We start from the raw sequence: 20,335 nt of genomic DNA, 5'->3' as shown, positions 1-20,335 counted from the left end.
TCTCGCTCACGCATCCATGGCCACGAGATGCGTCGCAAGCGCCGCATCGAGGGTGGCGAGATCCTCGGCATCGAGGCGGATTTCGCCGGCCCGCGCATTCTCGATCGCCTGCTCGGGATTGCGCGCGCCGCAAAGCGCGAAGGTGATGCCGGGCTGGGCCAGCGTCCAGGCGATCATGATCTGCGCCATGGACGCGCCGTGCTTCGCGATGATCGGGGCGATGGCCGTCTTCAGCCGCGCGATCTTCTCTCGGTTGGCCGGAGAGAAGCGCGGATTGCCGAGGCGCTGGTCGTCGCCGGTGAATTCGCGCGAGGGATCGATCGATCCGGTCAGCAGGCCGAGCGCCAGCGACGAATAGCTGAGCGTTGCGATATCGTTGCGCATGGCGATCGGGAGGAGGGTACTCTCGATCTCGCGGTCCAAAGCCGAATAGCGCTCCTGGATCGCGTCGAGCCCTCCGGCGGCGACGTATTGGTTCAAATCGTCGAGGCTCAGATTGGAAGCGCCGATCGCGCGGATCTTGCCCTGCGCCTTCAGCTTCTGCAGCGCGGCCATCGTCTCGGCGATCGGCGTGGTCGGGTCCTGCCAGTGCGTGATGTAGAGGTCGATATGGTCGGTCCCGAGCCGCTTCAGGCTCTGCTCCACCTCATAGGCGATGCCATCAGCGCCGAGATAGCGGTGGACCGGGATGCCGTCCTGGTCGAAGAAAGGGTTGCCCTTGCCGGAGTGCCAGTTGAGCCCGCATTTGGTTGATATCACCACCTTGTCTCGCTTGCCGCGGATCGCCTTGCCGACGATCTCCTCGCTGCGGCCGAGGCCGTAGGCCGGCGCCGTGTCGATCAGGCTGATGCCGGCCTCGATCGAGGCTTCGATGGCGCGGATCGAGGCGGCGTCATCCGTGCCGCCCCACATCCAGCCGCCAATGGCCCAGGTGCCGAGGCCGACAGCCGAGGCGGAGATGCCGGACTTGCCGATGGGGCGCTGGATTGGCTGCGGGCTCATGCTGCTTCCTTCTGGGCGAGGTCCAGGATCTGGAGCCCGGTCGTTTCGTCCGTGACGATGGTGTCGAGGTGATTGCCGCGCATGGCGCTCAGCACCGGCGCGATCTTGCTGGCGCCGCTGGCGATGCCGATCGAGCGGGGAATGGTGGCGAATTCGTCGAGGGTCAGCGACACCAGCGAGCGGTTCGGCGTGTAGTCGCACAGCTGGCCGTCGCGACCGATGAGATGGGCGAGCAGTTCGCCCGTCGCGCCCGATTCCTCGATGGCGCGGCGATCGGCGACGGAGAAGGGATGCAGGTCGTAATAGCTGGAGTCATCGCTGAGGATCGAGCCAATGCCGATCACCGCCACATCCGCCTCGCGCGCCCGGCGGAACACGTCGCCGACGGAGCGCACGCTCATCAGCATCTCACGCTGTTCCGGCGAGTCCGCGAAGAGCGGCGCGTGGATCTGGTAGGCGCGGCCGCCGAGCTTGTCGGCCATCAGCGAGGCGACATGGTTGACGTCGGTATAGTGCTTGCCCTGGACGAGCCCGGTCGCCGGGATGACCTCGACATCGTAGCGGCGGCTTGGCTGCAGCCCCGCCACCAGGGCGCTGACGCCCTTGCCGCCCGAAATCGAAATGGTGTCGCCATCCTTGATCGTGTCGAGCAGCAGCCGCGCCGCCGCCTCGCCGACCCGCTGCAGGGCCGTGCGCGGATTGTCGGAGACGGAGGGCACCACCACCGCGCGCTCGATGCCGCCAAGTTCGACCAGTCGCGCCTCGATCTCGACGAGATGGTCGATCGGCGACTTGATCTTGATCTCGACGAGGCCAAGCTGGTGGCCGCGCTTGATCAGCCGGTTGACCGTCGCGTGCGAAAGGCCGAGTTCCCGGGCGATCTCCGCCTGGGTCTTGCCCTCGATGTAGTGCAGGACGAGGGCCTGGTGCATCTGCCGGGCAGCCTGGAGGTCGTCGCGTGGAGTGATGGGGGCCATGATCTTGCTTCGGTGCGCTGGAGGCTCAGGACTTCCTGCGATGCAGGAAGTGGTCGATGGAGACGGCAGCGAGCAGAATGCAACCCTTGATCATCTCCTGCCAATAGACGGAGACGTCGAGCAGGATGAGCGAGCTGGTGACGACCGAAAGCAGCGCCATGCCGAGGATCGCCCCGAAGATGGTGCCGGAGCCGCCATTGAGCGAGGCGCCGCCGATCACCGCCGCGGCGATGATGTTCAGTTCCATGCCCGCGCCGAAGGTCGGCGTGGCGGCCCCGAAACGGGCCATGTAGATGACGCCCGCGAAGCCGGCCAGGGCGGAGCACAGCACCGTCACCCAGAACTTCACCTGGTTGGTATTGATGCCGGAGAACTGCGCCGCCTTCTGGTTGGAGCCGGTATAGAAGACCTTGCGGAAGGCGGTGGCGCGACGCAGCAGGAAGTCGAAGACGGCGACGACGACGAGGAAGATCAGGATCACATAGGGGATGTTGTGAAAGCTGCCCTGGCCGATCGCCTTGAACGAGGGCGGCAGCGAGAACAGCGACAGCGGCGTTCCCTTGGTGATGATCAGGCAGAGGCCGCGCACGATCACCATCGCCGCGAGTGACGTGATGAAATGGTTGAGCCCGACCACCGTGACGAAGAAGCCCATGATGGCGCCGATCAGCGCGCTGGCGGCGATACCGGCCAGGCTCGCCGTCCAGGGATCGAGCCCGGCCAGGAACAGCGCACCGGAAATCACCATGGAGAAGCAGACCACCGAGCCGACCGAGAGGTCGATGCCGCCAACGATCAGGAGGATCGTCATGCCGACGACGACGATGCCCTCGATCGAGAAGCTCATCATCATGGCGCGAAGGTTGCCCCAGGTGAGGAAGTGGGGCGAGGCGAAGCTCATGGCGACGCAGAGCAGAAGGATGATGACGATCAACCCGGCCTCGCGCATCGAGGCGAGGCGGGCGAAGTCGATGCGCCGGGCGCCGGCGGCGTTGAGTTCGGCTTGCATGGGGGTGTGTTCCCTAGGCGACATGGGCGGCCTGCTGTGTTGAGGAATTCTTGACGCCGGAGGCGAGCCGCATGATCGCTTCCTCGCCGAGCGCGTCGGCGCCGAGTTCGCCGGCGATGCGGCCCTCGTGCACGACGATCACCCGGTCGCAGAGGCCGATCAGTTCCGGCAGTTCCGAGGAGATGACGACGATGCCGACGCCCCGGGCGGCGAGTTGGCGCAGCAGGCGGTGGATCTCGACCTTGGCGCCGACATCGATGCCGCGGGTCGGCTCGTCCATCAGGATCACGCGCGGGTTGACCGAGAGCTGCTTGGCGATCGCGACCTTCTGCTGGTTGCCGCCGCTTAGCGTCGAGACGGCGGCGCCGATGCCGGACATGCGCACACCGAGGCGCTTCGTCAGTTCGCCCGCCTGGCGGTCCTCTGCCTTGCGGTTGAGCAGGCCGAGCGATGTCACCTTGTTCAAATCCAGCGCCGAGATATTGGCCGCGATCGGCATGTCGAGGAACACGCCGGAGCCCTTTCTGTCCTCGGACAGGTAGACCAGCCCGGACCGGACCGTGTCGCTGTAGTTGCGGATGCGCTGCGGTTTGCCGTCGATCTCGACCGTGCCGGCGGTCGCCGGTCGCAATCCGCAGATGGTCTGCGCGATCTCGCTGCGGCCGGCGCCGATCAGGCCGCCCATGCCGAGGATTTCACCGGCGCGAAGCTCGAGATCGACCTGCTTGAAACAGTCACTGTCGGAGAGGCCCTTGACCGAGAGCAGCACCCGTCCCGGCGCCTCGGCCAGCTTGTCGGGATAGAGCTGGGTGATCTCGCGGCCGACCATCTTGCGCACGACGTCATCCGGGGAAACGTCGGCAATGGGGTCTGTCGCGACATACTGGCCGTCGCGAAACACCGTGACCCGGTCGCAAAGCGAGAAGATCTCCGCCATGCGGTGGCTGATATAGATCACCGAAATGCCGCGCTGCTGCAGTCCGCGCACGATCGAAAACAGGCGCTGCGCCTCGCTTTCTGTGAGGGCGGCGGTCGGCTCGTCGAGCATCAGCACCTTGCAGTCGAGCGTCAGGGCCTTGGCGATCTCGACGAGCTGCTGGTTGGAAATGGAGAGGTCGGCCACCTTGGTGCGGACCGGGATCGGGGCCAGCCGGTCCATGACCTTCTGTGCCTCGACATAGAGCTTCTGGAAATTCATCAGGGGCGAACGGCGGGCGTTGATCGCCGCCATGTAGATGTTCTCCGCCACCGTCGCGTCGGGGCAAAGGGCGATCTCCTGATGCACCAGGCCGATGCCGAGACGCTGGGCCGCGGCGGGCGAGGGGATGGCGACGCGCTGGCCGTCCAGCCAGATCTCGCCGTCGCTCGGCTGCAAGACGCCGGCGAGGATGTTCATCAGCGTCGACTTGCCGGCGCCGTTCTCGCCGCAGAGCGCATGGATCTCGCCACGGCGAAGCTCGAAGCGGACGTCGCTCAGCGCCTTGACCGGGCCAAAGGCCTTGGACACGCCGCGAATTTCAAGAATGGGCGCCTGGGTCACGCCATGCTCCTGCGATGATCGGAAAGGGGAAGGGGGCTGTGCCCCCTTCCGGCAGCTTCGCCTCGGCGGATCGCCGCGCGATCGGGGCGTCGAGCTATTCCTCGATGCCCTTGGTGCCGCGGCGCTGCAGGTACTTGTCCCAGTAGAAGTCGTCGGCGTTCTCGGCCGTGACGATCGAGAAACCATTGTCGACGAAGGGCACGGCCATGCCGTTGGCGCCCGAACGCTTGGTGTCGTTCATCGGGTCGATCAGTTCGGGATGCTTGGCCATCCAGAGCAGCAGGAAGCCCATATAGCCCTGCATGCCCTGGTTGGGATTGACCGATCCGTAGATCTCGCCGGCCTTGATCATGTCGAGGATCTTGGCGTTGACGTCGGCCAGCATCACCTTGATCTTGCCGCCGCCTTCCTTGGCCGCCTGGGCGGCGCCGATGGCCGAATTGGCCTCCGGCATGAACACCGCGCCGAGGTCTGGATGCGCCTGCGCCAGGCTCAGGACCGCCTGATAGGCCTTGGTCGGATCCTGGTTCGAGGCGGCGCGGCCGACCAGCTTCATGTCCGGCCACTTGGCTTCCATGCGGGCGATGAAGGCGCTGATGCGCTTGTCGTGATTGTCCTGGCCGGGATTCTCCAGCACGGCGTATTCGCCCTTGCCGTCCATCGCCTTGGCGACGGCGTCGGCTGCATAGGTGCCTTCGGCCAGGTTGTCCGAGGTGATGAACGAGACGCGCTTCGAATTCGGCGAATCCGCCGCGAAGGTGACGACGGCGGTGCCCTGCTCGATCGCACGGTTGATCGGCTCGATGAACGGGTCGGAGTTCATCGGGTGGACCAGGATTCCGGCCGGCTTCTGCGCCAGCGCCTGGTCGAAGGTCGCGATCTGCTTGTTGACGTCATAGTCTGGCGTGCCGGTGTAGCGCGTCTTGCAGCCGAACTGCTGGCCGGCCTGCTTGAACATTTCATAGACCGGGAACCAGTATTCGACGCCCGAGACCATGACGTTCATGACGTATTCTTCACCCGGCTCGCACTTGAACGGGTTAGTTGTTTCGGCAAACGACTGGCTGGAGGCCAGACAAGTCGAAGCAGTCGCCGCAAAGGCGAGCGTTTTCAGAAATTTGCGCAAGTTCCCTCCCTTGGCCGAAGCCATCCACAAAGATTATGGCGAACGCCAAGGCGCTCGATTTCTTGATTGGACTGCCGGAACTTCCTCCCGAAGCCGACGCCGGGATCATAGCAGCAAGCCGAATGTCGTCAATATCCTTCATGAAATGAAATATATTTCAGATCTGGCACGGAGGCGGGCAATGAAGGCGGCTATGCGCACTGGAGGGACTGGGATAGACCTCAACTAAAAATGAGGTTCATGATGAGTGGCAAGGATATCAAGGTCATGCTGGCCGTTGGCGACGTCGCCAAGCGCAGCGGCGTCGCTGTTTCGACGGTGCATTTCTACGAGGCCAAGGGGCTGATCGCCGGGGAGCGGACTCAGGGCAACCAGCGCCGCTATCATCGCTCCGTGCTGCGCCGGATCGCCATCATCCGTATCGCCCAGCGCACCGGCATCCCGCTGGCAACCATTCGCGAGGCATTGCGAGACCTGCCGCACGACCACACGCCCAATGCGCGCGACTGGCGTCATTTCACCGAGACTTGGAAGGACATGCTGGAGGCGCGGATCACCGGCCTGATCCAGCTTCGCGACCAGCTCACCAGCTGCATCGGTTGCGGTTGCCTGTCGCTGGAAGATTGCCCGCTGCGCAATCCCGATGATGAACTGGGTCAGCGTGGTTCCGGCCCGCGCCGCCTGTTGCCTACCGAGCCGACAAGCGATGCGGAACCGGCCCTTGACCTCAAGAATGGTTGAGGTTCTATAAGCCGTGTCGGCTGGCGACGACTCGTCGCCCAATGGAGTGCCGACATGAATTTTGATCTCGATGTGCCAGCGCGGACCGCTGGCGGGCTGGTGGCGAGTGCGCCGCCGACTTCCCCCGCGGGCTGGGGCGAATTGCTGACCGGCAAGAACGCCGTCTATGCGATCGCGCTTTCGGGCGGCGTCACGCTGCATGCGGTGAACATGTACATCGCGACGACCGTGATGCCCTCGGTGATCCTCGATATTGGCGGCCTCGATTTCTATGCCTGGGCGACGACGCTGTTTGTCGTCGCTTCGATCCTGGGTGCGGCGTTGACCGCCAGGTTGCTGGGAAGCGCCGGTCCGCGCGCCGCCTATCTCGTCGCATCGATGCTCTTCGCCGGCGGTACGCTGATCTGCTCGCTGTCTCCCGCCATGCCGGTCATGCTGATCGGGCGGAGCGTGCAGGGGCTGGGCGGCGGCTTTCTTTATGCGCTGGCCTATGGATTGACGCGTCTTGTCCTGCCGGAGCGGCTCTGGGGCCGCGCCATTGGCCTGATCTCGGCGATGTTCGGCATCGCCACGCTGATTGGTCCGGCCGTAGGGGGCATCTTTGCCGAATATGGCGCCTGGCGGGCTGCGTTCTGGTCGCTGATTCCGGTTACGGCGGCCTTTGCTGCCGTCGCCTATGTAACGCTTCCGGCGACAAGCCGGGATCGCGGCGACCGCTCGCCGGTGCCGCTGCCGCAGCTTGTTCTGCTGACGGGCGCCGTGCTGGCGGTGTCGGCCGGCAGTCTCTCGCCGGCGCTGGTTTGGAACCTGGCCGGCCTCGGCGCCGGGCTCGCCATGATCGCACTGATCGCGGTCGCGGAGGGGCGGGGCGGCGTCCGGCTGCTGCCTCGTGGCGCGTTCGATATCGCAACCGCGCCCGGCGCCCTCTACCTCACCATCGCTCTGCTGATGCTGGGTATGCAACCGGAAGTCTTCGTGCCCTATCTGCTGCGCGAGCTGCATGGCCAGTCACCGATCTGGGCCGGCTATCTCGCCGCCCTGATGGCGCTCGGCTGGACGGCGGCATCTCTGCTGAGTTCGCGCTGGCAGGAGAGCCATGGCGACCGGCTGGTCGTCACCGGGCCGGTTCTGGTCGCGACGGGCCTGGCGCTGTTCGCCTGGTTCATGCCCGTCCGAAGCGGCGGCGACCCTGCCCATCTCATGCCGATCTGCCTCAGCCTGTTGCTGATCGGCTTCGGCATCGGGCTTGCCTGGCCCAGTCTTGTGACACGGGTTTATGGCTCTGTTCCCGACAGCGAGCAGGGCCTCGCGGCCGGCGGCGTGACGACGGTACAGCTGTTCTCCATCGCATTCGGTACGGCCTGCGCCGGCATGGTCGCCAACTTCGCCGGTATCGCGGAGCCCGGCGCCATGGCTGGCGCGTCGAATGCGGCGCTCTGGCTCGGTGTGATCTTCGCGCTCGCGCCCGTGCTCTGCATCGTCGTGGCGGTTCGTGCGCTGCGCCGGATGCCCAGGAGAGCTGACCCGATCGTCTGAATCAGGAGTGCCGGCGTCGCAAAAGGGACGCCGGCCCTTGTCCTGCTCGGCTGCGCTGGCGCCGCAAGGGTTTGGCCGCTCCCCGCAAATGGATATAAGGCCGCTTCCAACTCTCCCAGATCGCCACGGGCCCATGATTCGTCTCGATAACATCAGCAAGCAGAACGGCCACCAGATCCTGTTCATCGACGCCTCGATGAGCCTTTTGAAGGGCGAGAAGGTCGGTCTGGTCGGCCCCAACGGCGCGGGCAAAACCACCTTGTTCCGGATGATGACCGGCGAGGAAAAGCCCGATGACGGGCAGGTCTCGATCGATCCCGGCGTGACCATCGGCTATTTCAGCCAGGATGTCGGCGAGATGTCAGGCCGCAGCGCGGTATCGGCAGTGATGGACGGCGCCGGACCGGTCAGCGAACTGGCGGCCGAGATGGCCGAGCTCGAAGCCGCCATGGCCGACCCCGATCGGATGGACGAGATGGATGCCATCGTTGCCCGCTATGGCGACGTGCAGGGCCGTTTCGAGGAATTGGACGGCTATGCGCTGGAGGGACGGGCGCGCGAGGTGCTGGCGGGCCTGCGCTTCAGCGAGGAGCGGATGGATGGCGATGTCGGGGCCCTTTCCGGCGGCTGGAAGATGCGCGTGGCGCTTGCCCGCATCCTGCTGATGCGCCCGGACGGCATGTTCCTCGACGAGCCGAGCAACCATCTGGATCTCGAAAGCCTGATCTGGCTGGAGGAATTCCTGAGGGACTATGACGGCGTGCTGCTGATGACCTCGCATGACCGCGAGTTCATGAATCGCATCGTCAACAAGGTGGTCGAGATCGACGGCGGTTCGCTCACCACCTATTCCGGCAACTATGATTTCTACGAGCAGCAGCGCGCCCTGGGCGAAAAGCAGCGTCAGGCGCAGTTCGAGCGCCAGCAGGCGATGCTCCAGAAGGAGATCAAGTTCATCGAGCGCTTCAAGGCGCGCGCGTCGCACGCCGCGCAGGTGCAGAGCCGGGTGAAGAAGCTCGAAAAGATCGACCGGATCGAGCCGCCGCGCCGCCGCCAGTCGGTGCAGTTCGAGTTCCGCCCCGCGCCGCGCTCGGGCGACGACGTCGTCAGCCTGAAGAACGTGCACAAGGGCTATGGCAGCCAGTCGATCTATGCCGGCCTCGATTTCCAGGTCCAGCGCAAGGAGCGTTGGTGCATCCTGGGCGTCAATGGCGCGGGCAAGTCGACGCTGCTGAAGCTCGTCACCGGCACGTCCGATCCGGACCAGGGAACGGTGACGATCGGCGGCAGCGTCAAGATGGGCTATTTCGCCCAGCACTCGATGGAACTGCTGGATGGCGACGAGACGGTGTTCGAGTCGCTCGAAGGCTCGTTCCCGCAGGCGGGGCAGGGCTCGCTCAGGGCGCTTGCGGGCTGCTTCGGCTTCTCCGGCGACGATATCGACAAGCGTTGCCGCGTGCTTTCGGGCGGCGAGAAGGCGCGTCTGGTGATGGCCAAGATGCTCTTCGATCCGCCGAACTTCCTCGTGCTCGACGAGCCGACCAACCATCTCGACATGGCGACCAAGGAAATGCTGATCGCGGCGCTCTCGGAATTCGAGGGCACGATGATCTTCGTCTCGCATGATCGCCATTTTCTGGCCGCGTTGTCCAATCGCGTGCTCGAACTGACGCCGGATGGCGTCCACCAGTATGGCGGCGGCTATAGCGAATATGTCGCCAGCACCGGCAGCGAGGCGCCGGGACTGCATCCCGGCGGCTAGCCCTTCCGGGTCGGCAGCGCTCAGGCGACCTTTGCCTGGCGCGCGGCGCGGGCGGCCTCGAAGGCCGAAATGTCGAGCTCGACCGCGTCATAGGCCTGCAGGCTGGGCAGGTAGGTTTCGGCGTCGTCGAGAAAGAGCTGGCGCGTGATGCCGAGCGCGATCCGGTCGGTGCTAAACTTCAGCTGCGAGATGCCGGCCGCGCCGCCCAGGCTCGCCATGGCGCCGAAGGTGTGGCTGTAGATGTGCTTCAGCCATGGTGCGCTGCCGGGCACCTTCTCGGTGAACTGGAAGCTGCCGGAGAGATAGGGGTAGCCGGCCAGCGTCTTGTCTTCCTGGCCGGGCGCGGGCTGGAATCGATCGGACCAGAGCGCGATCTTGTCGGCGAAGCCGGCGGTTTCCGGCCGATTGGCCAGGTCGATGACGAAGCCTGTCCCCACGATCAGGAAGTCGCACTCAAACGCGCCGCGCGGCGTCTTCAGCCGGATCGCGTGGCCGTCGAAATCGACGCTCTCGAACGGGCTGCCGAGGTGCAGGTCGAATTGATCGAAGCGGGCGCAGCGCTCGAAGGTGTCCTGCGGCGGCGGCTGGTTCATGCCGAGGAAGTGCCGCATGAACGACCATTTATGCGCATCGTCCAGATCGCCGAAATGGCGCATGAAACCGGCAAATTCGATCCAGCGGTTCGGATTGATCCGGGGTAGGACGCGGCGACGCGCGAACAGGTCGACCGAGGCCGCGCCATGCTCCAGCGCGGTCGCGGCATTGTCGAAAGCCGAGGCGCCGGCACCCAGCACGGCGACGCGTTTGCCCCGGAGAGCCGCGAAGTCGATCGCCTCGGCGGTATGGGCATAGCGCTCGCGCGGCAGAGCCTTTTCGATGAGGGCGGGGACGGCCCAGCGCCCCGCGCCTTCTATGCCCGTCGCCAGGACGACGTTGCGGGCCAGGATCGTCTCGACCACGCCGCCAACGCGGGTGGCGACCGCGAGGTAGCCGTCCTCGCGGGGCGCGATGTCGACGACTTCCGCGTCGTGGGTCGTCGGGATGCCGACCGTGTGCCGCATCCATTCGAGATAATCGTGCCAGTCGCCGCGCGGGATCTTGCCGAGACTGGCCCAGGCTTCCTTACCGTATTTCGCCTCATACCAGGCACGGACGGAGAGGGCGGCCGTGCCGAGTTCAGGGCCGGAGACCGTCTTGGGCGTGCGCAGGGTGTGCATGCGGGCGTAGGTCTTCCACGGTCCCGAGCGGCCGGCCGGGTTGCGATCGAGCACGCGGATATTGGTGACCCGCTCCTTCAGGAGGCGAAATGCCAGGGCGAGGCCGTTCTGTCCGCCGCCGACGATGACCACGTCCTGCACGGGCTGACCGTCGGCGAAGCGCGGGGTTACCCATTCGCGCGCCGGATAGTTCACGCAATCGAGCTCGAAGCGTGCGCGCCGCGCCAGTTCGTCGAGTTCCCTTGTGTCCTGTGTCATGCCTGCTGCTCCGTGATCGCACGCGCCGGCCGCCGGGTGATGCCGGCGGCGCGGTCACGTTCGATCGAAGCAAGTGTCGTACCAGCGCAGGAAGGCGCCGTTGCGCGCGCTATCCCTTGGCGAGCGCCACGACCGGATCGAGCCGGGAAGCGTTGCGCGCCGGCAGATAGCCGAAGACCACGCCGATCAGGCTGGAGCAGAAGAAGGCGACGACGATCGAGGTGGTCGAATAGATCAGGCTGAAATTGGAGCTGAAGGCGCTGAAAATGGCGCCGAAGCCGAGCGCCGTGCCGATGCCGATCAGGCCGCCGATCAGGCAGACGAGGATCGCCTCGATCAGGAACTGCTGCAGGATGTCTCCCTGCCGCGCGCCGACGGCCATGCGCACGCCGATCTCCGAGACGCGTTCCGATACCGAGACCAGCATGATGTTCATGACGCCGATCCCGCCGACGATCAGCGAAATGACCGCGATCGAGGCGACCAGCAGCGTCAGAGTCGCCGTCGTCGCGGTGATGGTCTGGCGGATGTCATCGGTGTTGAGGATGAAGAAATCCTTGGTGCCGTGGCGCTGGGTCAGGAACGTCGTGACGGCGGCTTCGGCAAGGTCGGTTGGGACGTCGTCGCTGACGCGGACCGTGATGCTGCGCAGCGAGGGGCTGCCGAGGAAGCGGGCCTGCACGGTGGTGTAGGGCAGGAACAGCGACAGGTTCTGGCTCGAGCCGAAGCCGCCCTGCTGCGGCTTGGCGACGCCGACGATGCGCGCCGGCACCTGGCCGATCAGGATGACCTGGCCGACCGGGCTGCCGTCGAAGTCGGAAAACAGCGCCTTGCGGGTGTTCTCGTCGATGACGACGTCCTGCGCCATCGTCCGTACGCTTCCCGCGTCGAAGAACTGGCCGGCCGCAAGTGTCGTGCCCTTGGCGGCGAAATACTGCTCGCTGACGCCGTTGACGAGCGCGCTTGCCTCCTTGGAGCCGAAGCGTACCGAGCTGGCGGTGGAGACCGTGGGAGTCACCGCAGCGACATAGGGCTGCTTGGCCAGTTCGTTGGCATCGGCCACGACCAGCGTCGTGATCTTGCCGGAGCGCATGTCGCCGAAATCCTTGCCCGCGAAGATCTCCAGGGTGTTGGTGCCGAGGCCGGAGATATTGGCGAGCACCTTCTGGCGCGAGCCTTCGCCGAGCGCCACCACGCTCACCACCGAGGCGATACCGATGATGATGCCGAGCATGGTCAGGAAGGTGCGCAGCTTGTGGGCGCGCATCGACAAGAGCGCCATGCGCAGCGCCTCGCGGGCGCGGTCGAGGATCGAAGTCCAGCGGCGGCCCGTCTTCTGCGCCTGCGTTGCGCCAGGTTCGCCGACGACGGCGAGCGGTGTCTCGCCCTTGCGCGTATCCGAGATGATGACGCCGTCGCTGATCTCGATGACACGCTCTGCGCGGGCGGCGACCGCCATGTCGTGCGTAACGATGATGACCGTCTTGCCCTCGGCATGCAGCTCATCGAGGATCTTCAGAACTTCCTCGCCGCTATGCCGGTCGAGCGCGCCGGTCGGCTCGTCGGCGAGGATGACGTTGGCGCCGTTCATGAGCGCGCGGGCGATCGAGACGCGCTGCTGCTGGCCGCCGGAAAGCTGGCCAGGGCGATGGTCGGTGCGGTCGGCCATGCCGAGGCGGCCCAGCAGGGCGGCGGCGCGAACCTGCCGGTCGTGCGGGGATTGGCCGGCATAGACGGCGGGGATCTCGACATTGCCGAGCGCGGTCAGTTCGGCCAGCAGGTGATAGCGCTGGAAGATGAAGCCGAAATGTTCGCGCCGAAGCGCCGCCAGCTCGTCCGGCTCCAGCAAGGCGGTCTCCCGGCCGGAGATGCGATAGCTGCCGGTTGTCGGCCGGTCGAGGCAGCCGAGAATGTTCATCAGCGTCGACTTGCCGGAGCCCGAGGCGCCGACGATGGCCACCATCTCGCCGGCGGTGATGGAGAGATCGACATCGCGCAGCACGGCGATCGTCTCCTCGCCGGAGGGGAACTCCCGCCGGAGACCGGTCAGCGTGATCAGCGGCTCCGTGAGCGAAGGCGCGTGCATCGGCTCAGAACCCCATGGGCGAGCCGCCCAGCCGGCGTCCGCCGGCGGCGCGCGCCGTGGCCGAGCCTTCGCCCGTCACGACCTTGTCGCCCTTCTGCAGGCCGGAGCGGACCTCGGCGATCACCTTGTCGTTCAGGCCGATTTCGACCTTGCGAGGGGAGATCTTGTCGCCCTCGACCACCCGCACCGTGTAGCTGCCATCGGCGTTGCGGGGCCCAAGCGCGACGGCCGGCACGATCAGGGCGTCGTCGGCGCGGCCGAGCACGATGTGCACCTCCGCCGTCATGTAGGTGCGGAGCCGGCCATCCTCGTTCGGGACGTTGAAGATGCCGTTGTAATAGATTGCCGACGACGTCGCCGAGGAGGAACTCGTGGTGGCCGACGTGCTGAAGCTGCTGTCGTTGCGGATCGATTCCGGCGCCGGCTCGATCGAGGCCAGGGTCGCCTCGTAGCGACGCTCGGGATCGCTCAGGATGGTGAAATAGATCGGCTGGCCCGCCTTCACGCGGACGATGTCCGCCTCGGAGATCTCGGCTCGCACCGTCATCACGTCGAGCTGGCCCATGATGACGATGGTCGGCGCCGACTGCGCGGCGTTGACGGTCTGGCCTTCCTGCGTGACGACGGAAAGCACGGTGCCGTCGATCGGCGCGGTGATCTGCGTGTAGCCGAGATTGGCCTCGGCGGTCGAAACCGCGACTTCCGCCTCGATGATGCTGGCGTCGAGCGCCTCGATCTGGGCCCGCGTCGTCTTAACGTTGGCCTCGGCGGTCTCGAAATCGGCCTGCGAAACGGCTTTCTGCGCCAGCATGGTTTTCTGCCGCGCCAGCGTCTGTTCGGCCAGCAGCAGCGAGGCTTCCTTCTCGACGCGCTGGGCGCGGATGTTGGCAAGCGCGGCTTTGGCGGTGCGGAGCGCGTTTTCCTGCGTCACCGAGTCGATCTCGGCGATCAGGTCGCCCTTCCTGACCTGTTGGCCCAAGGCGACCTTGAGCGACGTGACCCGGCCGGAAACCTGCGCGCCCACGGCGACCAGCTTCGACGGTTTCAGCGTGCCGGTCGCCAGAACAGTCTCCTCGACGGCGCCGGTGGTGACGAGCGCGGTCATCATCGACGGCGCCTCGGGACCCGTGAAGCTCGAACGGAACAGATAGCCGACCCCCGCGATCCCGATCAGCGCCATGACCAGGAGGGGAATGCGGGACTTGCGGCGCGGGGATTTCGGGCTCATGCGGGCGGCTTTCGAACGGGCTGAGGGAGCCCCCGGAGCCGGGTGCGCGATCGATCGGCGCACGACGTCGGTCGGGTGGCTTGGACGGGAAGGGAGGCGGGCTGGCGTCGATCAGGGCCGGGCAAGGTGGGGCCCCGTCCGCTTGTCGACGATCACCGGCCGCGAACTGTCGATTGCGCCGTCCCAGCCGCCGCCAAGTGCCTTGTTGAGAGCGATATAGTCCGTGGCGATGGCGACCTGGCTCTCGATCCGCGCGTCCGACGCCGAATAGAGCGAGCGCTCGGCAGTCAGCACGTCGAGGAAGCTCGAGGAACCGGCCTGGAACAGCGAGCGGGCGAGGCTGTTGGCCTCGCCATAGGAGCGCGCCGCAGAGGCGAGCTTGCCGGAACGGATGCGCTCCTGCGCCAGGGCGACAATCGCGTTCTCCACGTCCTCCAGCGCCGAAAGCACGGCCGCCTGATAGGCGATGAAGCTCTGGTCGCGCTGCGCCTGGGTCCCCTCGACGGCGGCCTTCAACTGTCCGGCGTTGAAGATCGGCACGGTCAGGCTGGGGCCGAAGGACCAACTGATCGACGAGCCCTTGCCGAGATCGCCAAGCTTGGCGCCGCGGGTGGCGATGTTGCCGGTCAAGCTGGCGCTGGGATAGCGCGCCGCTTCCGCCTGACCGATCTTCGCGGTGGCGCTGGCATATTGCGCCTCGGCGAGGCGGACGTCCGGTCGGGCCGTCAGCACATCGGCCGGGATGCCGGTCGGGATCGGCAGGCGAGGGGCGGGAACCGGCTTCGGCGTCTTCATGCGGTCGACGAGCGCGCTCGGCGCGCGACCGGTGAGGACGGAGAGCCGATGCACGGTTTCGGCATAGGCGGCTTCGAGCGACGGAATGCCGGCCTCGGTGCTGCTGGCCTGCCCCTCGGCGGTCGCGACATCGGCGGCCGTGGCGCCGCCGGCCTCGAACTTGTTGCGGGTGATCGCCGCCGTCTCCCGCTGCGAGGCCGCCGTGCGCTTGGCGAGCGCGATCCGCGCCTGGTAGCCGCGCGCCGAGACATAATTGGTGGCGACATCGCCGATCAGCGTCAGCAGCGTGGCACGCAGCTCTTCCTCCGCCGCTTCCATGCCGTAGCGCGCCGCCTCGACCGCGCGCTTGTTGCCGCCGAACAGGTCCAGCTCCCAGCTCGCGTCGAGACCTGCCTGGACCTGGCTCGAGATATAGCCGCCGCTCTTGCCGCGATCGGCGCCGGCCGAGCCATTGGCGGAAGGAAACAGGGCGCCGACCGTCTGTCGGTAGCTGGCGCGCGCTTCGCGGATGTTCGCCTTGGCGCTGGCGACGTCGAGATTGCCGGCGACAGCCTCGTCGACCAGTTCGTCGAGCATGGGATCGCCCAGACGCCGCCACCATTGCGACAGTTCCGGCGGCTTGGACGGCTTGGAGGCGGCGCCACTTCCCCATTTCGTCGGCAGCGAAAGGCTGGGCTTCTGGTAGTCCGGTCCGACGACGACACAGCCTCCCAGCGCCGTCGTCAGCGCGAGCAACAGCGCCAATCGGGGCAGGGACGGGCGAAGGCGGGGCCCCCGGCCCTGCCCAGCGGGCCTCGAGCGCGGAGCGGCGGTCAGGCCGGCGGCCGGAAGCCTTTGAACAATCAAGGGTGAATCCACGTTAATGGTAATGCAACCGAAGCTATATTCGGCGTGTCGGCGGCAGGTCAATGTTGCTGGAGAGGGCGCATGGCCGCATGCCCTTGGCGAAGCGGCTTCCTGTCGCGTGTTCGCGGGCGGAATGTGCCCACACCGCGCCGCCGGCTATGATCGGCAAAGGAATCGGCGGCCTGCTCCGCCGGCGTGGAAATCGGCGGGAGAGACGGCGTGACGGTCACCATCTACGGTATCAAGAACTGCGACACTATGAAGAAAGCCCGGCAGTGGCTTGATGCGAAAGGTGTTTCCTACGAGTTTCATGACTACAAGGCGACAGGGATCGACCGGGCCCACCTCGCCCGTTGGGTCGGCGAGCTCGGCTGGGAAACCGTCCTGAACCGGGCCGGCACCACTTTCCGCAAGCTTGATGATGCGGAGAAGCAGGATCTCGACGCGGAAAAGGCGATCGGCCTGATGCAGGCGCAGCCCTCGATGATCAAGCGTCCGATCCTCGATCTCGGCGATGGTCGCCTGCTGGCCGGCTTCAAGCCGGAAGCCTATGAGGCGGCCTTCCCGTAGACGAAGCTCCTGCGGAAATGAGGGCCCGGGCGTCTATGACATCCATTCGCCGCGCGTGCCGGCCTTGGCCGGAATGCCCGACCTGCTCGACAGGGCGGTCGAACGGCTCCAGCCGGAGCCGATCTGGGCCAACCCGGATTGCTGCCTGAAAGCCCGCAGCTGGGAGGAGGTCCGTCCGGCGCTGATCAACATGGTCGCCGCCTTGCGAAAGTTGCGCGCGCTGGGCCAAAGCTGCCGAATAATGTCTCTTCGCCCAATCAGCCATGCCGTGGAGAGATCTCCGGCATGGCGAACCCAGGCCCCGAGAAAATGATCTCGATCCGTTGCTTGCGGGATTATCCTCGCAGGGCGCGCAAGGCGTTCAGGATCACGGCGACGTCGATCGCCTCCTGCAGCAGCGCGCCGTGCAGGGGCGCCAGGAAGCCGAGCGCGGCGGCGATCATGGCGAGGATCGACAGGCCCAGGCCGACAACCACGCTCTGCAGCGCAATCTTCGCCGAGCGATGCGAGATGCCGATCGCATCGGCGAGGCGGTCGAGCCGATCGACCAGCAGCACGACATCGGCGGATTCCGAAGACGCCGCCGCGCCGCGCGCGCCCATGGCGACACCGACATCGGCGACGGCGAGCGCGGGCGCATCGTTGACGCCGTCGCCCACCATCATGACGGGGCCGGCCGCGCGCGCGGCCAGCACGACGTCGACCTTCGACTGAGGCGTAAGGTCAGCGCGCAATTCGTCGATACGCAACTGGTCCACGATCGGACGGGCAACCGCGGCGCGGTCTCCGGTGGCGAGCACGATGCGGTCGATGCCGGCCTTGCGCAGTCGATCGATGACGGATGCCGCGTCGGCGCGCAGCGGATCGGCAAGCACGAGAATGCCCGCCAGCGCGCCGTCGATGACGACGTCGATCGTCGCCGTGCTGCTCGGGAAGCGCTGCGCCATCCGGCCCGGCGGGGCCGTGATGTGGGACTTTGCGAAGGCGGTGCCACCGACGGCCACGCGATGGCCATCCACCATTCCGATCAGGCCGGCGCCCGCCGTCTCGTCGACCTCGGTGGGCGTCGACAGGTGAAGCGAGCGGGCCTGCGCCGCTTCGATCAGGGCCTGCGCCATGACATGGGTGGATGCCTGGTCCAGCGAAGCCGCCAGCCGCAGCACCTCATCGGCATCGAAGCTCGGCGCGACCCAGGTATCGGTCAGTTCGGCGTGGCCATGCGTCAGCGTTCCCGTCTTGTCGAGCACGGCGACGCGGGCGCGGCCCAGCGCTTCCAGCGCATCGCCGCCCTTGACCAGCACGCCCAGCTTGGCGGCGCGCGAGATGCCGGCAATGATCGCGACCGGAACGGCCAGGATCAGGGGGCAGGGTGTCGCCACCACCAGCACGGCGAGGGCCCGGATCGGATCACCGGTCCAGATCCATGCGCCCCCCGCCAGCAGCAGCGTCAGGGCGAGAAACCAGAGCGCATAGCGATCGGCCATCCGCACGGCCGGCGCCTTGGATTGCTGCGCTGCCTCGACGAGGCGGACGATGCCGGCATAGGCGCTCTCCGACGCCGGCCGGGTGGCGATCAGATCGAACGAAGAGCCGATCGCCATCATGCCGCTCAGCGCTTCGTCCTCGGCCAAAAGCCGGACCGGCATGGATTCGCCGGTCAGGGCCGAGGTGTCGATCTGGGCGCTTGCGGAGGCGATGCGGCCATCGACGGGCAGGACCTCGCCCTTGCGGATCAGCAGCCGGTCGCCGGGCTTGATCGAGTCGATGTCGACTTCGCGCAATCCGTTCGTGTTGTAGAGCATCGCGGTCCGCGCGACCCGGCCGAGCAGGGCCGTCATCTCGAAACGCGCGCGCCGTTCGGCATAGTTTTCCAGGAACTGGCCACCCGCATACATCAGCGCCACGACATTGGCGGCGAGCGGCTCGCGGAAGACCAGCGCCGCCGACATCGAGAGCGCTGCGATGATGTCCAGTCCGGCATCGCCCCGGCGCAGCGAACTGACGATCTGGACGAGCAGGCTGAGAAGGACGGGCAGGGTGGCGAAGCCCCAGACAAAGGATGCCGATCCGCGGCCGCCGATGACATAGAGCAGCAGTCCGGCTGTAAGCCCGCCAAGCGCGGCCGCCAGGAGCGCGACATTGCTGGACCAGATCGGCCTCCGCTTCTGCGGCATGGGTCTCGAAGTCCCTAGAGGGGGTGGATGGGCGGCCAGGGCCGAGGCAAGAGACGCAGTTCCGATAATGCGGCGCCGCGTGCGACACCAACCCATTTTGTCATGGCTGTCGATAGGGGATGGTCGAACTAGCCTGCGCCAGACGCCGGATCCCCGGATTCCAGAAGTTCCCTCAGCAGGACCGCCTGATTGCGCGCCTCATCCCTGGCCCCATAGAGCAGCGTGGTGACCCGGCCGGCGCATTTTTCCCGCAGCGCGGACACGGCCTCGGGATAGGCGGCCAGTTCCTGGCGGTAGCGGAGCACGAATTCGTCCCAGTTGGACGGCTCGTGATGAAACCACTGGCGCAGTTCGGTCGAGGGCGCGACATCGCGCGCCCAGAGATCGACCGCGGCGCGCGCCTTGGGGACGCCGCGCGGCCAGAGCCGGTCGACGAGCACCCGGAAGCCATCTTCCGGACTGGCCGGCTCGTAGATTCGCTTCAACTGGATCATGCGGGGATCATCCGTCGGCGCTGGTCCTTCGTCCAGATCCGATCCTCCCTTCCGAAATCAGCCCCTGGCCGGGGCGAGGGCCTTTGGCGGCGTCTGCTGCGCCCGCTGGCCGAACCAGATACTGCCGAGCACGGCGACCATGCCGAGCCACTGGGCGGCGCTCAGCGTCTGGTCGAGCCACCACCAGCCGAGGACCACGGCCGTCAGCGGGCTCAGAAAGCCGAGCGGCGAGACCGTGGCGGGTCCGAGCCTCTCAATGCCGCGGAACCAAAGCGTATAGGTCAGCGCCGCGCCGATGAGGCCGAGATAGACGAAGCCGGCGATGTTGGCGCCTGTGAGCGGGGGGAGCGCTGGCTCCAGCCAATAGGCGAAGGGCAGCAACAGGATGCCGCCGGCGGTCAGTTGCCAGGCGGTGAAGGCGAGCGGCGAGACCGGCGGTTGCCAGCGCCGCGTCAGCACGGTGCCGCAGGCCATGGAGAGGGCCCCGGCGAGGCCGGCCGCGATCCCCACGGGATCGAGGCTCGCCTGCGGCGTCAGGATCAGCAGCGCGACGCCGCCAATGCCGACGATCGCCGCCAGGATCGCCGCGACGCGGACCGCCGTACCGAGCAGGGCGCGCGCCAGCAGGATCACCACCAGCGGCTGGATCGCGCCGACCGTCGCCGCGACGCCGCCCGGCAGCCGGTAGGCCGAGACGAACAGCATCGCCCAGAAGATCGAGAAATTGAGCGCCCCCAGCACCAGCACCCGCCCCCACCAGACGCCATGCGGCAGCGTGCGCACCGCCAGCAAAAGCAGGATTCCCGCGGGCAGGGCGCGCAGCACGGACACCGTCAGCGGGTAGCCGGCAGGGAGAAGCTCCGTCGTCACCAGATAGGTGCTGCCCCAGATCGCCGGGGCGATCGCCGTCAGCAGGAGGTCGAGATTGCGGTGCATGGCGCGCCTCGGCGATTTATCTTGATATCAAGATACCC

Annotated in this window: 17 protein-coding genes and 1 pseudogene; 6 read left to right on the top strand and 12 right to left on the bottom strand. The window is 66.6% G+C overall.

Annotated features, from left to right (window positions below; all coding sequences use genetic code 11):
• Positions 1-6: 6 nt before the first annotated feature.
• From OSH10_RS15265 to OSH10_RS15245, 5 genes are all read right to left on the bottom strand, one after another.
• Entirely contained in the window at positions 7-1,002 is a 996-nt protein-coding gene (locus tag OSH10_RS15265) for an aldo/keto reductase (protein WP_266332701.1), read from the bottom strand.
• Positions 999-1,979, bottom strand: a complete 981-nt coding sequence (locus OSH10_RS15260) for a sugar-binding transcriptional regulator (protein WP_266332700.1) — start codon at positions 1,977-1,979, stop codon at positions 999-1,001. The genes OSH10_RS15265 and OSH10_RS15260 overlap by 4 nt, the downstream gene beginning before the upstream one ends.
• 25 nt (positions 1,980-2,004) lie before the next feature.
• A complete protein-coding gene (locus OSH10_RS15255; RefSeq protein WP_266332699.1) occupies positions 2,005-2,988 on the bottom strand; it encodes an ABC transporter permease in 984 nt (327 codons plus the stop codon).
• 13 nt (positions 2,989-3,001) lie between these two features.
• Positions 3,002-4,528 (bottom strand): sugar ABC transporter ATP-binding protein, encoded by a 1,527-nt coding sequence (locus tag OSH10_RS15250; protein ID WP_266332698.1) that lies wholly within the window; start codon positions 4,526-4,528, stop codon positions 3,002-3,004.
• 94 nt (positions 4,529-4,622) lie between these two features.
• Positions 4,623-5,534: a substrate-binding domain-containing protein gene (locus OSH10_RS15245; protein WP_266332697.1), complete on the bottom strand. Its 912-nt coding sequence runs from the start codon at positions 5,532-5,534 to the stop codon at positions 4,623-4,625.
• Between OSH10_RS15245 and OSH10_RS15240 the strand changes: the two genes are divergently transcribed.
• From OSH10_RS15240 to OSH10_RS15225, 4 genes are all read left to right on the top strand, one after another.
• On the top strand, positions 5,524-5,883 hold the full coding sequence (locus OSH10_RS15240; protein WP_266332696.1) for a hypothetical protein: 360 nt from the start codon (positions 5,524-5,526) through the stop codon (positions 5,881-5,883). The two genes, OSH10_RS15245 and OSH10_RS15240, sit on opposite strands and share 11 nt — an antisense overlap.
• Before the next feature lie 14 nt (positions 5,884-5,897).
• Positions 5,898-6,395, top strand: a complete 498-nt coding sequence (gene soxR / locus OSH10_RS15235; protein WP_266332695.1) for a redox-sensitive transcriptional activator SoxR — start codon at positions 5,898-5,900, stop codon at positions 6,393-6,395.
• 54 nt (positions 6,396-6,449) lie between these two features.
• Positions 6,450-7,931 (top strand): MFS transporter, encoded by a 1,482-nt coding sequence (locus tag OSH10_RS15230; RefSeq protein ID WP_266332694.1) that lies wholly within the window; start codon positions 6,450-6,452, stop codon positions 7,929-7,931.
• Between the two features lie 133 nt (positions 7,932-8,064).
• A complete protein-coding gene (locus OSH10_RS15225) occupies positions 8,065-9,693 on the top strand; it encodes an ABC-F family ATP-binding cassette domain-containing protein (protein ID WP_266332693.1) in 1,629 nt (542 codons plus the stop codon).
• A 20-nt stretch (positions 9,694-9,713) separates the two neighbouring features.
• On the opposite strand, the gene OSH10_RS15220 is transcribed toward OSH10_RS15225, so the two are convergent.
• The 4 genes from OSH10_RS15220 to OSH10_RS15205 all read right to left on the bottom strand — a co-directional run bounded on the left by OSH10_RS15220 (position 9,714) and on the right by OSH10_RS15205 (position 16,021).
• A complete protein-coding gene (locus tag OSH10_RS15220; protein ID WP_266332692.1) occupies positions 9,714-11,168 on the bottom strand; it encodes an FAD/NAD(P)-binding protein in 1,455 nt (484 codons plus the stop codon).
• Between the two features lie 109 nt (positions 11,169-11,277).
• Positions 11,278-13,254, bottom strand: a complete 1,977-nt coding sequence (locus OSH10_RS15215; RefSeq protein ID WP_266332691.1) for a MacB family efflux pump subunit — start codon at positions 13,252-13,254, stop codon at positions 11,278-11,280.
• Between the two features lie 4 nt (positions 13,255-13,258).
• Positions 13,259-14,482 carry an efflux RND transporter periplasmic adaptor subunit gene (locus OSH10_RS15210; RefSeq protein ID WP_266332690.1) on the bottom strand — a complete coding sequence of 408 codons (1,224 nt, stop codon included), beginning with the start codon at positions 14,480-14,482 and terminating at the stop codon, positions 13,259-13,261.
• Positions 14,483-14,593: 111 nt separating this feature from the next.
• Positions 14,594-16,021: an efflux transporter outer membrane subunit gene (locus OSH10_RS15205; protein ID WP_407660719.1), complete on the bottom strand. Its 1,428-nt coding sequence runs from the start codon at positions 16,019-16,021 to the stop codon at positions 14,594-14,596.
• Between the two features lie 321 nt (positions 16,022-16,342).
• On the opposite strand from OSH10_RS15205, the gene OSH10_RS15200 reads away from it, so the two are divergent.
• Entirely contained in the window at positions 16,343-16,693 is a 351-nt protein-coding gene (locus tag OSH10_RS15200) for an ArsC family reductase (protein WP_266332689.1), read from the top strand.
• Between the two features lie 22 nt (positions 16,694-16,715).
• Positions 16,716-17,006 (top strand): annotated as a pseudogene (locus OSH10_RS15195) (hypothetical protein); the annotation flags it as partial.
• 22 nt (positions 17,007-17,028) lie between these two features.
• Here OSH10_RS15195 and OSH10_RS15190 read toward each other — a convergent pair.
• From OSH10_RS15190 to OSH10_RS15180, 3 genes are all read right to left on the bottom strand, one after another.
• Positions 17,029-18,867 (bottom strand): heavy metal translocating P-type ATPase, encoded by a 1,839-nt coding sequence (locus OSH10_RS15190; RefSeq protein WP_266332688.1) that lies wholly within the window; start codon positions 18,865-18,867, stop codon positions 17,029-17,031.
• 128 nt (positions 18,868-18,995) lie between these two features.
• Positions 18,996-19,361, bottom strand: coding sequence for a DUF488 domain-containing protein (locus OSH10_RS15185; RefSeq protein ID WP_266332687.1), 366 nt, complete (start codon positions 19,359-19,361; stop codon positions 18,996-18,998).
• A 57-nt stretch (positions 19,362-19,418) separates the two neighbouring features.
• Positions 19,419-20,297 carry an EamA family transporter gene (locus OSH10_RS15180; protein ID WP_266332686.1) on the bottom strand — a complete coding sequence of 293 codons (879 nt, stop codon included), beginning with the start codon at positions 20,295-20,297 and terminating at the stop codon, positions 19,419-19,421.
• Positions 20,298-20,335: the final 38 nt, after the last annotated feature.

Source organism: Kaistia defluvii, assembly GCF_026343955.1.
Taxonomy (GTDB): Bacteria; Pseudomonadota; Alphaproteobacteria; order Rhizobiales; family Kaistiaceae; genus Kaistia; species Kaistia defluvii.
The sequence above is the reverse complement of the archived record's forward strand: the minus strand, read 5'-3'. Positions and strand labels throughout refer to the sequence as shown.

What these genes read in the sequence shown, in the direction of transcription:
- OSH10_RS15265 (WP_266332701.1), bottom strand. Translation starts at nt 1,002, where the DNA reads ATGAGCCCGCAGCCAATCCAGCGCCCCATCGGCAAGTCCGGCATCTCC.
- OSH10_RS15260 (WP_266332700.1), bottom strand. Translation starts at nt 1,979, where the DNA reads ATGGCCCCCATCACTCCACGCGACGACCTCCAGGCTGCCCGGCAGATG.
- OSH10_RS15255 (WP_266332699.1), bottom strand. Translation starts at nt 2,988, where the DNA reads ATGCAAGCCGAACTCAACGCCGCCGGCGCCCGGCGCATCGACTTCGCC.
- OSH10_RS15240 (WP_266332696.1), top strand. Translation starts at nt 5,524, where the DNA reads ATGACGTTCATGACGTATTCTTCACCCGGCTCGCACTTGAACGGGTTA.
- OSH10_RS15245 (WP_266332697.1), bottom strand. Translation starts at nt 5,534, where the DNA reads ATGAACGTCATGGTCTCGGGCGTCGAATACTGGTTCCCGGTCTATGAA.
- soxR (WP_266332695.1), top strand. Translation starts at nt 5,898, where the DNA reads ATGAGTGGCAAGGATATCAAGGTCATGCTGGCCGTTGGCGACGTCGCC.
- OSH10_RS15230 (WP_266332694.1), top strand. Translation starts at nt 6,450, where the DNA reads ATGAATTTTGATCTCGATGTGCCAGCGCGGACCGCTGGCGGGCTGGTG.
- OSH10_RS15225 (WP_266332693.1), top strand. Translation starts at nt 8,065, where the DNA reads ATGATTCGTCTCGATAACATCAGCAAGCAGAACGGCCACCAGATCCTG.
- OSH10_RS15220 (WP_266332692.1), bottom strand. Translation starts at nt 11,168, where the DNA reads ATGACACAGGACACAAGGGAACTCGACGAACTGGCGCGGCGCGCACGC.
- OSH10_RS15215 (WP_266332691.1), bottom strand. Translation starts at nt 13,254, where the DNA reads ATGCACGCGCCTTCGCTCACGGAGCCGCTGATCACGCTGACCGGTCTC.
- OSH10_RS15210 (WP_266332690.1), bottom strand. Translation starts at nt 14,482, where the DNA reads ATGAGCCCGAAATCCCCGCGCCGCAAGTCCCGCATTCCCCTCCTGGTC.
- OSH10_RS15190 (WP_266332688.1), bottom strand. Translation starts at nt 18,867, where the DNA reads ATGCCGCAGAAGCGGAGGCCGATCTGGTCCAGCAATGTCGCGCTCCTG.
- OSH10_RS15185 (WP_266332687.1), bottom strand. Translation starts at nt 19,361, where the DNA reads ATGATCCAGTTGAAGCGAATCTACGAGCCGGCCAGTCCGGAAGATGGC.
- OSH10_RS15180 (WP_266332686.1), bottom strand. Translation starts at nt 20,297, where the DNA reads ATGCACCGCAATCTCGACCTCCTGCTGACGGCGATCGCCCCGGCGATC.